Below are 14,430 nucleotides of genomic sequence, written 5' to 3'. Positions count from 1 at the left end.
ACCACGATCGGCACGGCCGCCGCCACGGCCCACACCACTCGACGTCCCATGGCACCCTTCCCGCCGAAGCACCCTGCCCCGACGGCAGCCATGGGACATCCCGAGGGGTTAAACCCGCGTTAGCGGCGGCCGGGTCCGCGTAGGGTGCTCGGATGATCGAGGTACCGGACGCTTTCGCGCGGGGGACGGTCGAACGCGAGGGGGCGGCCGGGGCGGCGTGGCTCGCCGACCTGCCCGGGATCGTCGAGGAGCTGCTGGAGAGCCGGGGCTGCGTGCCGGACGGCGCGGCGACGCACGGACGCGTCGCAGTGATCGTCCCGGTGAAGCGGGACGCGGGGACCGCGGTGCTGAAGGTGTCGTTCCCCCACCCCGGCAACGTGCACGAGCCGGACGCACTCGCCGTGTGGAACGGCCGGGGCGCCGTGCACCTGCACGAACGCGACGACGCGCGGTTCGCGATGCTGCTCGAACGGGCCCGGACGTCGACGCTCGCGGAGGTCGAGGACGACGACGAGGTCGCGGCGGTCGGGGGGCGGCTCGCGCGGCGGCTGGCCGTCCCGGCGCGGCCCGGCCTGCCGCGGCTGCGCGACCGGGCGGACGAGTGGGAGGCGCTGCTGCGCGAGGACGCCGCGGAGCTGCCGCACACGATGCCGCGCGCGGTCGTGGACGCCGCGGTCGCGACCGTCCGGGAACTGGGGCGCGACCAGCCGGACACGCTCGTCCACGGCGATCTGCACGCGGGGAACGTCCTGCGGGCCGAGCGGGAGCCGTGGCTGGCGGTCGATCCGAAGGGCGTCATGGGCGACCCCGCCTACGACGGCGGCACGCTGCTCATGGCGCGGGGGCTGTCGATGCTGGCGGCGGACGATCCCCACCGGGCCGTGCGCCGGTTCCTGGACGTCTTCGCCGAGGCCGCGGAACTCGATCGGGTGCGCGTCCGGCGCTGGGCGCAGCTGCACGCCGTCCAGGCCGCGTTCCACGGCCGCCGCCACGGGTTCGGGATCGCCCGCGGCGGCCCGTCGCTGGAGCGCCTCACGGGGTTCGCGGACCGGCTGGCCGAGTCGCTCACCGGTCCGGCGGGGGCGTCCCGAGGGCGGTGAGGCGGGCGGCGGTCTCGTCGTCGGCCGGGTAGTAGGACTCGATCGCCACCTCGGCCAGCGTGATGTCCATCGGGGTGCCGAAGGTGGTGGTGGTCGAGAAGAGCCGCAGCTCCCGGCCGCCGAGGCGGACGATCATCGGGAGGACGGCGTCGGAGTCGGTCGACCGGCCCGCGTCGTCGGGACGGTCGTCCGCGAGCAGCTCCCGGTAGAGCGCGGCGAGCTCGGGGTCGGGCGCGGCGGCGAGCTGGCGCCCGATCCGGGAGCGGAAGGTCGCGCGCACGTCGGCGACGTTGACGACCATGCCCGCGAGGCCGCGCGGGTCGAGGCCCAGCCGGACGAGGTTGACCGGGGGGCGCAGGAGGTCGGGGGCGACGTGCGCGAAGAACGCGTCGACGGCGCGGTTGGTCAGGACGATGTTCCAGCGGCGGTCGAAGACGAGCGCCGGGTACGGTTCGTGCGCGCGGAGCACCCGCGCGACCGCGTCGCGGGCCGCCGACAGGGCGCCGTCGTCGAGGGGGCGTTCGGGGTGGCGGGGGGCGTGGCCCGCGGCGAGCAGCAGCGTGTTGCGCTCGCGGAGCGGGACGTCGAGGTGCTCGGCGAGCCGGAGGACCATCTCGGCGCTCGGCTTCGACCTGCCGGTCTCGACGAGGCTGACGTGCCGGGCCGAGACCCCGGCGGCGAGCGCGAGGTCGAGCTGGCTGATACGGCGGCGGTGCCGCCAGTGGCGAAGCAGGGCCCCGACCGTGTGCATGGTCGATGAGGGTACCCACCGCGGCGCCGGACGCAATGAAATGCCATTTCATCGACAATCGGCGCGGCCGCCGAAAAACTGCCGCCCATGACCACGGAGAACAAGGAACTCGTCCAGCGGGCGCTCACGGAACTGATCGGGACGGGCGATGTCGAGGCGCTCGGGAAATACCTGGCGGACGGCTTCGTCCACCGCCGGCCGGACGCGACGTCGTCGACGAAGGACGAATGGCTCGCGAACGTGCGGGCGGCGCTGGCGCCGCTCGCGGGGATGGAGGTCGAGACGCGGCACGTGCTGGCGGACGGCGACCACGTCGTGATGCACTCGCGGCGCCGGCTCCCGGACGGGCCGGAGATCACGGTCGTCGACATCTGGCGCATCGAGGACGGGTTGATCGCCGAAGGCTGGGAGATCATCGAGCCCACGGCGCGGGCCACGGCGAACCTGACGTGGTGGAATCCGTCCTAGGGCGCGAGGGCGTCCCGGGCGGCCCCACGAAACTCCACGACCGCCCGGTACAGGACGCGTTCGCGTTCGGCGGCCGCCGCGAGGTCCGCGGACCTGCGGGACGCGTCGCCGGCGCGGGCGTCGTCCACGAGGCGCCGCACCACCTGCGAGAGGTCGCGGGACGCGTGCTCGACGCGGTCGACGGCGTCCGCGATGGGCGGCGGCCCCTCCAGCAGGACGATCTCCACGGTGCGGTGGACGTTGCGGGCGAGGTCGACGAAGCGGTGCAGCCGCTCGTCGACGTCCCGCAGGTCGGGGTCGTCGCGGCCGAGGGCCTCGCGGACGGCGTCCAGGGCGACGTCGCGGTCGTACAGGGCGGTGAGGTAGGCGGCGTAGGCGGCGCGGCGCTGCTCGCGGCTCCACTGGTTCCGCTGGAGGCGCGCCTGGACCCTGCCGTTGACGAAGGCCGCGGCGAGGGTGGCGGAGGCGCCGATCCCGGTGCCGATCAACGCGGCGATGCCCGCGTCCATGCGCCTCCCTCCCACCGGCGGCGGAACGCCTTAACCCTATGAACATATCGCCTATGCCATTCCCGGGTGCTCTATCTGCTTTTCGGGGTCTATGTCGCCGTGCGGTCGGAGTGGGCGGCGCTCTCCCGCCTGGACGATCCGCCGACGGTCCTGCTCGCGGGCGCCGTCGTGGTGGTCTCCCACCTGCTCGGCCAGGTCGCCTACCCCTCGGATCCGTCGGTGCTCGGGTCGGCCGTCGAGAGCCGGGACCGGGAAGTGGCGCTGGAAATCCACCGGTTCCGGGCAGCGCTTATCCGGGTTTAACGCGCCGGGCGGCATGCTCGCGGGCATGCGGGTTCTGATCGTCGAGGACGAGCGGGTGCTGGCGGACGCGATCGCCGAGGGGCTGCGCGAGGAGGCGATCGCCGTCGACGTGGCCTACGACGGGGACGCCGCGCTGGAGCGGGCGTCGTACCACGAGTACGACGTGGTCGTGCTCGACCGGGACCTTCCGGCGGTGCACGGCGACGACGTCTGCCGGGAGATCGTCGCGCGGAGTTACGCGGGGCGGATCCTGATGCTGACGGCGTCCGGGGACGTCGGGGACCGGGTGGACGGGCTGGCGCTGGGGGCGGACGACTACCTGCCGAAGCCGTTCGTGTTCGGCGAGCTGGTCGCGCGGGTGCGGGCGCTGGCGCGGCGATCGGGTCCGCCGGTGCCGCCCGTCCTGGAGGGGCGGGGCATCCGGCTGGACCCGCACCGGCGGCGGGTGGAGCGGGACGGGCGGGAGCTGCGGCTCACGAACAAGGAGTTCGCGGTGCTGGAGGAGCTGCTGCGGGCCGGGGGCGGGGTGGTGAGCGCGGAGCGGCTGCTGGAGCGGGCGTGGGACGAGAACATCGACCCGTTCAGCAACATCGTGCGGGTGACGATGGCGACGCTGCGGCGGAAGCTGGGGGCGCCGCCGGTGATCGAGACGGTGACCGGCGCCGGGTACCGGCTGGAGGCGCGGTGAGGCCGCGGCTGAGCGTCCGGACGCGGCTGACGCTGGTGTACGGGTCGCTGTTCCTGGTGACGTCGGCGGTGCTGGTCGGGGTCATGTACCTGATGACCGTGCGGAGCATGGACTCGGGGTTCGCCCTGGAGGACGACCCGGTGGTGACCGCCGCCGACCTGCGGGCGCTGTCGGAGGGCGACCGGGTCGAGGCGCTGATGGGGCTGCGGGAACGGGCCGAGGAGGCGCTCGCGGCCCGCCGGGCGAACGTGCTGGAGCGGCTGCTGGAGGGCGCGCTGGTCACGATGGGGGTGCTCGGCGTCGTCGCGGTGGCGATCGGGTACGTGGTCGCGGGGCGGATGCTGCGGCCGATCCACACGGTGACGGCGACGGCGCGGCGGCTGTCGGAGAGCACCCTGTACGAGCGGATCGGGCTGGCGGGCCCGCAGGACGAGATCAAGGACCTGGCGGACACGTTCGACGGGATGCTCGACCGGCTGCACCGGGCGTTCGACGCGCAGCGGCGGTTCGTCGCGAACGCGTCGCACGAGCTGCGGACGCCGCTGACGATCAACCGGACGGTGCTGGAGGTCGCGCTGGCGAGCCGGCGGCACCCGCCGGAGACGAAGGCGCTGGCGGACGTGCTGCTGGGCAACACGGCGCGGCACGAGCGGCTGATCGACGGGTTGCTGCTGCTGGCGCGGTCGGAGCGGGAGCCGACGGCGCCCGCGGAGGTCGATCTGGCGGACGTGGCGCGGGGCGCCCTCGGCCAGGTCGACCGGGAGGTCGACGCGCGGCTGGCGCCGGCGCCGGTCGCCGGGGACCCGGTGCTGCTCGAGCGGTGCGTGGGGAACCTGCTGGAGAACGCGGTGAAGTACAACGTGCCGGACGGGCGGGTGTGGGTGCGGACGGGGACGGACGGGGGGCGGCCGTTCGTGCGGGTGGAGAACACGGGTCGGGCCGTGCCGGAGTACGAGGTCGAGCGGATCTTCGAGCCGTTCCGGCGGCTGCGGGCGGACCGGGTGGGGTCGGCGGACGGCGCGGGCCTCGGGCTGTCGATCGTGCGGGCGGTGGTGACCGCGCACGGGGGCGCGGTCGAGACGGCGCCGCGGCCGGAGGGCGGGCTGTCGGTCACGGTTCGGCTGCCCGCGCGGCCGCCGCGCTGACGACCGTGCGCGCGCGTCCGGGTGCGGGGCGCGTGTTCAAGGCTCTGTCCTGCGGATACGTCTCCGGGTGGTAATGATCGGCATCGTGCTCGGGGCCGTCGGCGCCGGCCACCCGGATCAGTAGTTACTGACGAGTAGCATTGGGTGCGACCACCGAGCCTGAACCAGGGAGGGCGCACCCGTGCCTCGCACCGCACGCGACGTCGTTTTCGTCGACGGCGTACGCACGCCGTTCGGCAAGGCCGGCCCCAAGGGCCTGTACGCGGAGACCCGGGCGGACGACCTGGTCGTCCGCGCGATCCGCGAGCTGCTGCGCCGCAACCCGTCCCTCCCGCCGGAGCGGGTGGACGAGGTCGCGATCGCCGCCACCACCCAGACCGGCGACCAGGGCCTGACCATCGGGCGGTCCGCCGCCGTGCTGGCCGGGCTGCCCAAGAGCGTCCCGGGCTACGCCATCGACCGGATGTGCGCGGGCGCGATGACCGCCGTGACGACGTCCGGCGCGGGCATCTCGTTCGGCTCCTACGACGTCGCCATCGCGGGCGGCGTCGAGCACATGGGCCGGCACCCGATGGGCGAGGGCGTCGACCCGAACCCGCGGTTCCTCGCCGACAAGCTCGTCGACCCGTCCGCCCTGGTCATGGGCTCCACCGCGGAGAACCTGCACGACCGGTACCCGCAGATCACCAAGGAGCGCGCGGACGCCTACGCCGTGCGCAGCCAGCGGAAGGTCGCCGCCGCGTACGAGGCCGGGAAGATCCAGCCGGACCTGGTGCCGACGGCCGTCCGGTCGGCGGAGCACGGCTGGGGCCTCGCGACGCAGGACGAGCCGCCGCGCCCGGGCACCACGATGGAGAGCCTCGCCGCGCTGAAGACGCCGTTCCGCGTGCACGGCAACGTGACGGCGGGCAACGCCGCCGGGCTGAACGACGGCGCTACCGCGTGCCTGCTGGCCGCCGAGGACGTCGCCCGCGAGCTGGGCCTCACGCCGAAGATGCGGCTCGTCGACTTCTCGTTCGCGGGCGTGGAGCCCGAGGTGATGGGCGTCGGGCCCGTCCCGGCGACCGAGCGGCTGCTGGCCCGCAACGCGATGACCATGGACGACATCGGCCTCATCGAGATCAACGAGGCGTTCGCCGTGCAGGTGCTCGCGTTCCTGGACCACTTCAAGATCGCCGACGACGACCCGCGGGTGAACCCGTGGGGCGGCGCGATCGCGCTCGGCCACCCGCTGGCGTCGTCCGGCGTCCGCCTGATGAACCAGCTCGCGCGGCTGTTCGAGGAGCGGACGGACGTCCGCTACGGGCTGACCACGATGTGCGTGGGCATGGGCATGGGCGGGACCGTCCTCTGGGAGAACGCGAACTGGGAGGGCGCCAAGTGAGCGCGAACATCAAGGACATCTTCGCCGACGAGGTCGTCACGCACGCCCGCGTCCGCGACGTGGCGCTCCCGCACGGGGCGGGCACCCTCGCGCTGATCACGCTCGACAACGGGCACGACCACACCAAGCCCAACACGTTCGGCCCGAACGGGCTCGCCGAACTGGACGCGGCGATCGACGCGGTCGCGGCCCGCGACGACATCGCGGCGGTCGGCGTCACCGGCAAGCCGTTCATCTTCGCGGTCGGCGCCGACCTCAAGGGCGTGCCGCTCATCCGCAGCCGCGAGGACGCGCTGGCCATCGGCAAGCTGGGCCACGACGTGTTCCGGCGGCTCGGCGAACTGGACGTCCCGTCGTTCGCCTACTACAACGGCGCGGCGATGGGCGGCGGCGTCGAAGTCGGCCTGCACTGCACCTACCGGACGATCTCGGCGGGCGTCCCGGCGTTCGCGCTGCCGGAGGCGTTCCTCGGCCTGGTGCCGGGCTGGGGCGGCACCTACCTGCTGCCGAACCTGATCGGCGCGGAGAAGGCGCTCAAGGTCGTCATCGACAACCCGCTCGCGCAGAACCGGATGCTGAAGGCGCGGCAGGCGCACGAGCTGGGCATCGCGGACGCGATCTTCGACTCGGCCGACTTCCTCGAGGAGTCGCTCACCTGGACGGCGCGGGTGCTGAAGGGCGACATCGTCGTCGACCGTCCCGCCGTCGACACCGGCAAGGCGTGGGACGACGCGATCGCGGCCGCCCGCTGGAACCTCGAGGGCAAGCTGCACGGCGCGGCGCCGTCGTTCACCCGGGCGCTCGACCTGGTCGCCGCCGCCAAGGACCGGACGCGCGACGAGGGCTTCGCCGCCGAGGACGAGGCGCTCGCCGACCTCATCATGAGCGACGAGCTGCGCGCCGGCCTGTACGCGTTCGACCTGACGCAGAAGCGCGCGAAGCGGCCCGCCGGGGCGCCCGACAAGGCGCTCGCCCGCCCGGTCACCAAGGTCGGCGTCGTCGGCGCCGGGCTGATGGCCTCGCAGCTCGCGCTGCTGTTCGCGCGCCGCCTGGAGGTCCCGGTCGTCCTGACCGACCTCGACCGGGAGCGCCTGGACAAGGGCGTCGCGTACGCGCACGGGGAGATCGACAAGCTGCTCGGCAAGGGCCGCGTCTCCCCCGACCAGGCCAACCGCCTCAAGGCGCTGATCACCGGGTCGCTCACCAAGGACGCCTTCGCCGACGCCGACTTCGTCATCGAGGCGGTGTTCGAGGAGATGTCGGTCAAGCAGAAGGTGTTCGCCGAGCTGGAGGACCACGTGTCCCCCGACTGCGTGCTCGCGACCAACACCTCCTCGCTGTCGGTGACGGAGATGGCGTCGAAGCTGCGGCACCCGGAGCGGGTCGTCGGCTTCCACTTCTTCAACCCGGTCGCCGTCCTGCCGCTGCTGGAGATCGTCCGGGGCGACCGGACGGACGACGCCGCGCTCGCCACCGCGTTCGCCACCGGCAAGAAGCTCAAGAAGTCGTGCGTGCTGGTGAAGGACGCCCCGGCGTTCGTCGTCAACCGCGTCCTGCTGCGGCTGCTCGCGGAGATCGTCCGGGCCGTGGACGAGGGCACCCCGATCGAGACCGCCGAGCGGGCCGCCGCGCCGCTCGGGCTGCCGATGCCGCCGTTCGTCCTGATGGGGCTGGTCGGCCCGGCCATCGCGCTGCACGTCAACGAGACGCTGCACGGCGCGTTCCCGGACCGGTTCCCGCTCTCGGAGAACCTCGCGAAGATGGTCGCGGCCGGCAAGTCCGGCGTGTACCGGCCGGACTTCACGCTCGACCCCGAGGTCGTGGAGATCTTCGCGGGCGGCACGTCGCCGTCCACCGAGGAGCAGGTCCTCGCCCGGGCGCTGGACGCGCTCGCCGACGAGATCCGGATCATGCTGGACGAGGGCGTCGTCGCGGCGCCCGAGGACATCGACCTGTGCATGATCCTCGGCGCGGGCTGGCCGTTCCACCTCGGCGGCATCACCCCGTACCTGGACCGCGCGGGCGTCTCCGAGCGCGTCACCGGGCGCCGGTTCCTCGAGCCGGGCACGGCCTCGCTGCCCCGCTGACCCGGAAGAGGCGTCCCGAACACGCTTCGGGACGCCTCTTTCCCGGCATTTCGCCACGTCACGGGCATCCCCCGGTTTCGGCTGATCATAATTCGCGATCGAGCGGGCATAGCCCCCGCGACGGTCGGACCGCCCCGGGGAGCCGAGCATGAACCTGCTGCGCAAGAAATCGGTCGAGCAGTCGATCCGCGACACCGAGGATCCGGAGCACAGCCTCCGGCGGGGCCTGTCGGCCCTCGACCTCGTCGTGTTCGGCGTCGGCGTCATCATCGGCACCGGCATCTTCGTGCTCACCGGCGTCGTCGCCCGCAACAACGCCGGCCCCGCGGTCGCGCTCTCCTTCATCTTCGCCGCCGTGGTCTGCGGCCTCGCCGCGCTCTGCTACGCCGAGTTCTCCTCGACCGTCCCGGTCGCCGGCTCCGCCTACACGTTCTCCTACGCCACCCTCGGCGAGTTCCCCGCGTGGATCATCGGCTGGGACCTCATCCTCGAACTGACGCTCGCCGCCGCCGTCGTCTCCGTCGGCTGGTCCGGCTACTTCGCGTCCCTGCTCGGCGACGCGGGCGTCGACATCCCCGAGTCGATCGCCGCGCCGCCGGGCGAGGGCGGCGTCGTCAACGTCCCCGCCATCGCGCTCGTCCTCGCCGTCACCGTGCTGCTCGTCCTCGGCATCAAGGTGTCGTCGCGGGTCAACGCCGTGGTCGTCGCCATCAAGGTCACGATCGTCCTGCTGGTCATCTTCGCCGGGCTGTTCTACATCAAGGGCGACAACTACGACCCGTTCATCCCGCCGTCGGAGTCGTCCCCCGAAGTGTCCGGCGCCGACGCGCCGCTGATGCAGGTGATCTTCGGCATCACCCCGGTCAACTTCGGCTGGCTCGGCATCTTCTCCGCCATCGCCGTCGTCTTCTTCGCCTACATCGGCTTCGACATCGTCGCGACCACCGCCGAGGAGGCCCGCCGCCCCCAGCGGGATCTGCCGATCGGGCTGATCGGTTCCCTCGTCATCACGGCGATCCTGTACGCGGCCGTCTCCGCCGTCGTCGTCGGCATGCAGAACTACAAGGAACTGCACGTCGACGCGCCGCTGTCCGACGCGTTCGCGCAGAACGGCGCGACCGCCTACGCCACGATCATCAACATCGGCGCGGTCGTCGGGCTCACGTCCGTCGTGCTCATCCTCCTGCTCGGGCAGAGCCGCGTCTTCTTCTCGATGAGCCGCGACGGCCTGCTGCCTCCGTTCCTGTCCAGCGTGCACCCGCGCTACAAGACGCCGTACCGCTCGACGATCCTGATGGGCGTCGTCGCCGCCGTCATCGCCGGGTTCATCCCGCTCACCGAACTCGCGACGCTCGTCAACATCGGGACCCTGTTCGCGTTCGTCGTCGTCTCGCTGAGCGTCCCGATCCTGCGCCGCACCCGGCCCGACCTGCCGCGCGCCTTCCGGACGCCGCTCGTCCCGCTCGTCCCGATCCTGTCGGTGATCGCCTGCCTGTTCGTGATGATCAACCTGCCGCTGGAGACCTGGTACCGGTTCCTGGCGTGGATGGCGATCGGCCTCGTCGTCTACTTCCTCTACGGCCGCAAGCACAGCCGCCTCGGTAAAAACCGCGCCGAACCGGTCAAGTGACCCGTCTCACGGTGTTCAATGAATGAGACGGTGTGCACAATGGCCCGCATGGCTTCCCCTGTGCGAGTCGCGGTGATCGGATCCGGCCCCGCGGGCATCTACGCCGCCGAGGCCCTGGTGAAACAGGCCGACGGCGACGTCCGGGTCGACGTGTTCGACCGCCTGCCGACGCCCTACGGGCTCGTCCGCTACGGGGTCGCCCCCGACCACACGTCCATCAAGGCGATCGCGAACTACCTGCAGCGGGTGCTGGAGAACCCCGCCGTCCGGTTCTTCGGCTGCGTGGAGCTGGGCCGCGACATCACCCGCGCCGACCTGCTCGGCTGCTACGACGCCGTCGTCTACGCGACCGGCGCGATGGTCGACCGCCAGCTGCGGATCCCCGGCGAGGACCTGCCCGGCAGCGTCGCCGCCACCGACTTCGTCAACTGGTACTGCGGGCACCCCGACGCCGCCGACCACGCGTTCGACCTGTCCGTCGAGGAGGTCGCGGTCATCGGCGTCGGGAACGTCGCCGTCGACGTCGTCCGCATCCTCGCCAAGACGTCGGACGAACTTCGCGCGACCGACGTGCCCGAGCACGTCATCGAGGCCCTGTCCCGCAGCCGCGTCCGCCGCGTCCACATGATCGGCCGGCGGGGCCCCGCGCAGGCGAAGTTCACCACGAAGGAGGCGCGCGAGCTCGGCGAGCTCGCCAACGCCGGCATCCACGTCGACCCCGCCGACATGGAGCTCGACCCCGCGAGCGCCGAACTCGCCGAGACCGACCGCAAGGTGCGCGGCAACATCAAGGTGCTCGACGCGTGGACGGCCGAGCCGCCGGCCCGCCCCCGCCGCATCGACGTCCGGTTCTGGCGCGCCCCCGTCGAGATCCTCGGCACCGACCGCGTCGAGGGCCTCCGGCTCGAGCGGACCCACCTGGACGAGAACGGCCGCGTCACCGGGACGGGCGAGCACGAGACGCTCCCCGTCGGGATGGTGCTGCGCTCGGTCGGCTACCAGAGCGTCCCGCTGGACGGCGTCCCGTTCGACGAACGCTCCTTCGTCGTCCCCAACGAGGGCGGCCGGATCATCGGCCCGGACGGCGCGCGGGTCCCCCGCGAGTACGTCACCGGCTGGATCAAGCGCGGCCCGAGCGGCGTCGTCGGCACGAACAAGTCCGACGCCGCCGAGACCGTCCGCAACCTCCTCGCCGACCTGCCCGCCGACCGCACCGCGCCCGAGCACACCGTCGAGGAGCTCCTCGAGTCCCGCGGGCTGCCCGTCGTCACGTACGCCGACTGGCTCAATCTGGACGCCGCCGAAATCGCCCTCGCCCGAAGCCTCGACCGCGGCGACCGGGTGAAACTCGGCCGCTGGGAGGCGATGACGACCGCCTGCCGCAACAAACCGTCCGCCGGGTAGTGACGGGAGAGTGACGGGGGCGCTACGGTGCCGCCTGTGACCGGCGGTCCAGAACTGTACGGGTTCCCCCCACCCGAGTCTGTGCCCGACCTCGGGTGGCTAGGTCCCGACTACGTGTCCGTACTCGTGCATGACCTGACGCGAGGGCTCCTCCGCCAGGATCCCCGCACGTCCGTGATGGGCGTCCGCTGCGAGGGCGCCCCCGACCTGCGTCCGGCGGTGGACCACGCGGGCGTCATCCGCGCCCACGACGCCTGCTTCCCGCTCCAGGTCTACGTCCAGGACGGCGCCGGCCGCCTCTGGGTCTTACGCGGCCGCTGGACGTACGCGGGCCGCGAGCTGGGCACCGCGGCCGCGTCCGTCCGCCACTTCTGGCAACTCCACTCCGCGGAAGGCGGCTGACCCTCCGAGCCCGCACAGGGTTGACGCCACACCTCACGCGCACCACACCCACCAGCGCGGCCGCAGGGCGCCCGAAGGCCGCGCAACCTCATCCCGAGCCCGCACAGCACCGGCGACAACGTCAACGCGGAAGACACCGCCCCAAGCGCGACCGGAAGGCGCCCCCGCCCAGAGGCCACGCAACCCCACCCGAGCCCGCACAGGGTTGACGGCGCACACCTCACGCGATCGGCCCCACCAGCGCGGCCGTAGGGCGCCCCGCGCCCGGAGGCCGCGCAACCCATCCCGAACCCGCACGGCACCGGCGGCACACCCGACGCGCAGCACACACCCACCGGCGCGGCCGTAGGGCGCTCTGCGCCCGGAGGGCACTCAGCGGTGTCCCGAGCCCGGACGGGGCGGCGGCACACGCGAAACCGGGGGGCACTCCCAGCGCGGCCGTAGGGCGCCCGGCGCCCGGAGGCCGCGCAGCGGTGTCCCGAGCCCGGACGGGGGCGGGGCGGCACACGCGAAACGGGGGCGCTCCCCCAGCGCGGCCGTAGGGCGCTCTGCGCCCGGAGGCCGCGCTACGTCGGCCGGGCCCCGGCCCGGGGGGCAGTCGGGGGTGGGGGCGGGTTCGTGGGCCTCCAGGGAGGAGAGGCGGGCGACCGACTCGGTGATGTCGCGGGCGAGGGACTGGGGGGTGAGGCCGATGTCGGCGAGGATCTCGTTGCGGGACGCGTGGTCGAGGAACTCCTGGGGGATGCCGAACGTGCGGAGGGGCACGTCGACCTCGGCGTCGCGGAGGAGGCGGGCGACGGCGTCGCCGACGGCGCCGGTGCGGCCGTTGTCCTCGGCGACGGCGACGAGCGCGTGGTCGCGGGCGAGGTCGAGCAGGGCGGGGTCGAGGGGCTTGACCCAGCGGGGGTCGACGACCGTGACGCCGATGCCCTGCGCGGCGATGAGGTTCGCGGCCTCCACCGCGGGGGTGGCCATCGAGCCGACGGCGACGAGGAGGACGCGGGTGCCGTTGGAGCCGTCGTGGCGGGCGAGGACGTCCATGTCGCCGGCCTTGTCGACGGCTTCGATGTCGTCGGCGGCGGGGCCCTTCGGGTAGCGGATCGCGGTGGGGCCGTCGGTGACGGCGACGCACTCGCGGAGGAGTTCGCGGAGGCGCGCGCCGTCGCGGGGGACGGCCATGCGCAGGCCCGGGACGATCTGGAGGATCGACATGTCCCACATGCCGTTGTGGCTGGCGCCGTCGTCGCCGGTGACGCCGGACCGGTCCAACGCGAACGTGACGGGCTGCCGGTGCAGCGCGGTGTCCATCAGGACCTGGTCGAACGCGCGGTTGAGGAACGTGGCGTACACGGCGACGACCGGGTGGAGGCCGCCCATGGCGAGGCCCGTCGCGGACGTCACGGCGTGCTGCTCGGCGATCCCGACGTCGTAGACGCGGTCGGGGAACGCCTCGGCGAACGGCGCGAGGCCCGTCGGGTACAGCATCGCGGCGGTGATGGCGACGACGTCGCGGCGCTCGCGGCCGATCGCGACCATCTCCTCGCCGAACACCTTGGTCCAGGCGGTGCCGCCCTTCTTGGGGAGGAACTTGCCGGTCTCGGGGTCGAACGCCCCGCCGCCGTGCATGCAGTCCTCGGTGTCGTTCTCGGCGGGCGCGTAGCCGCGGCCCTTGGTGGTGATGCAGTGCACGATGACCGGGCGGCCGAAGCCGCGGGCGCGGCGGAGCGCCTTCTCGACGGCGTCCTCGTCGTGCCCGTCGATGGGGCCGACGTACTTCATGCCGAGGTCCTCGAACATGGCCTGCGGCTGCAGGACGTCCTTGAGGCCCTTCTTGATGCCGTGCAGCGTCTCGTAGGCCATGGAGCCGACGACGGGCGCGCGGGGCACGGTCTTCTTGATGAGGTCGAGCGCCTGCTCGTAGCCCTGCGTGACGCGCAGGTCGGCGAGGTGCCCGGCGAGGCCGCCGATGGTGGGCGAGTAGGAGCGGCCGTTGTCGTTGACGACGATGATGACCGGGCGGTCGGCGGCGCCGGCGATGTTGTTGAGCGCCTCCCAGCACATGCCGCCGGTGAGGGCGCCGTCGCCGACGACGGCGACGACCGCGCGGTCGTCCTCGCCGCGGAGCTGGAACGCCTTGGCGAACCCGTCGGCGTACGACAGGGCGGTGGAGGCGTGGGAGTTCTCGATGATGTCGTGCTCGGACTCGGCGGCGCTCGGGTAGCCGGAGAGGCCGCCGCGGCGGCGGAGCTTCTCGAAGTCGTGCCGGCCGGTGAGCAGCTTGTGGACGTAGGCCTGGTGGCCCGTGTCGAAGAGAATCTTGTCTTTGGGCGACTCGAAGACCCGGTGCAGCGCGATCGTCAGTTCGACGGCGCCGAGGTTCGGACCCAGGTGACCGCCGGTCTTGGACACCGCGTGGACGAGGAACTCGCGGATCTCCTCCGCGAGCCGAGACAGCTGAGCGGCGTCCAGTCGCTTGAGGTCGTCGGGGTCCTTGATCGACTCCAGCAGGCTCACGCGATTTCAACTCCTCATGGGGGACGACGGGCTCCCCTGGCTCGA

Annotated in this window: 13 protein-coding genes; 10 read left to right on the top strand and 3 right to left on the bottom strand. The window is 72.9% G+C overall.

The genetic code is table 11. From position 1 onward, the window contains the following. Positions 1-152: 152 nt before the first annotated feature. Positions 153-1,100, top strand: coding sequence for an aminoglycoside phosphotransferase family protein (locus DMH08_RS18920; protein ID WP_125616453.1), 948 nt, complete (start codon positions 153-155; stop codon positions 1,098-1,100). Here DMH08_RS18920 and DMH08_RS18915 read toward each other — a convergent pair. Then, positions 1,066-1,851, bottom strand: coding sequence for an MmyB family transcriptional regulator (locus DMH08_RS18915; protein WP_125616450.1), 786 nt, complete (start codon positions 1,849-1,851; stop codon positions 1,066-1,068). The genes DMH08_RS18920 and DMH08_RS18915 overlap by 35 nt on opposite strands. A gap of 87 nt (positions 1,852-1,938) precedes the next feature. On the opposite strand from DMH08_RS18915, the gene DMH08_RS18910 reads away from it, so the two are divergent. Next, positions 1,939-2,319 carry a nuclear transport factor 2 family protein gene (locus tag DMH08_RS18910; protein ID WP_125616447.1) on the top strand — a complete coding sequence of 127 codons (381 nt, stop codon included), beginning with the start codon at positions 1,939-1,941 and terminating at the stop codon, positions 2,317-2,319. Here the strand turns inward: DMH08_RS18910 and DMH08_RS18905 are convergent. Beyond that, the gene (locus DMH08_RS18905; protein ID WP_125616444.1) at positions 2,316-2,828 is read right to left on the bottom strand and encodes a proline dehydrogenase; all 513 of its coding nucleotides are present in this window, start codon (positions 2,826-2,828) and stop codon (positions 2,316-2,318) included. The two genes, DMH08_RS18910 and DMH08_RS18905, sit on opposite strands and share 4 nt — an antisense overlap. Positions 2,829-2,894: 66 nt before the next feature. On the opposite strand from DMH08_RS18905, the gene DMH08_RS18900 reads away from it, so the two are divergent. From DMH08_RS18900 to DMH08_RS18865, 8 genes are all read left to right on the top strand, one after another. Then, entirely contained in the window at positions 2,895-3,131 is a 237-nt protein-coding gene (locus DMH08_RS18900) for a hypothetical protein (protein ID WP_026400530.1), read from the top strand. A 25-nt stretch (positions 3,132-3,156) separates the two neighbouring features. Then, a complete protein-coding gene (locus tag DMH08_RS18895; protein WP_026400531.1) occupies positions 3,157-3,819 on the top strand; it encodes a response regulator transcription factor in 663 nt (220 codons plus the stop codon). After that, positions 3,816-4,964 carry a sensor histidine kinase gene (locus DMH08_RS18890; RefSeq protein WP_233617680.1) on the top strand — a complete coding sequence of 383 codons (1,149 nt, stop codon included), beginning with the start codon at positions 3,816-3,818 and terminating at the stop codon, positions 4,962-4,964. Before DMH08_RS18895 ends, DMH08_RS18890 begins: the two co-directional genes overlap by 4 nt. A 181-nt stretch (positions 4,965-5,145) precedes the next feature. Then, entirely contained in the window at positions 5,146-6,348 is a 1,203-nt protein-coding gene (locus tag DMH08_RS18885; protein ID WP_026400532.1) for a thiolase family protein, read from the top strand. Beyond that, entirely contained in the window at positions 6,345-8,435 is a 2,091-nt protein-coding gene (locus DMH08_RS18880) for a 3-hydroxyacyl-CoA dehydrogenase NAD-binding domain-containing protein (RefSeq protein WP_125616441.1), read from the top strand. Before DMH08_RS18885 ends, DMH08_RS18880 begins: the two co-directional genes overlap by 4 nt. Before the next feature lie 148 nt (positions 8,436-8,583). After that, positions 8,584-10,065, top strand: a complete 1,482-nt coding sequence (locus DMH08_RS18875; protein WP_125616438.1) for an amino acid permease — start codon at positions 8,584-8,586, stop codon at positions 10,063-10,065. Positions 10,066-10,113: 48 nt separating this feature from the next. Beyond that, positions 10,114-11,469: an FAD-dependent oxidoreductase gene (locus tag DMH08_RS18870; RefSeq protein ID WP_125616435.1), complete on the top strand. Its 1,356-nt coding sequence runs from the start codon at positions 10,114-10,116 to the stop codon at positions 11,467-11,469. Between the two features lie 114 nt (positions 11,470-11,583). Then, entirely contained in the window at positions 11,584-11,871 is a 288-nt protein-coding gene (locus DMH08_RS18865) for a hypothetical protein (protein WP_233617679.1), read from the top strand. 372 nt (positions 11,872-12,243) lie between these two features. On the opposite strand, the gene dxs is transcribed toward DMH08_RS18865, so the two are convergent. Next, a complete protein-coding gene (dxs, locus tag DMH08_RS18860) occupies positions 12,244-14,385 on the bottom strand; it encodes a 1-deoxy-D-xylulose-5-phosphate synthase (protein ID WP_233617678.1) in 2,142 nt (713 codons plus the stop codon). Positions 14,386-14,430: the final 45 nt, after the last annotated feature.

It is taken from the genome of Actinomadura sp. WAC 06369 (assembly GCF_003947565.1).
In the GTDB taxonomy this organism is placed as follows: Bacteria; Actinomycetota; Actinomycetes; order Streptosporangiales; family Streptosporangiaceae; genus Spirillospora; species Spirillospora rifamycini.
This window is presented reverse-complemented; position numbering and strand designations above follow the sequence as displayed.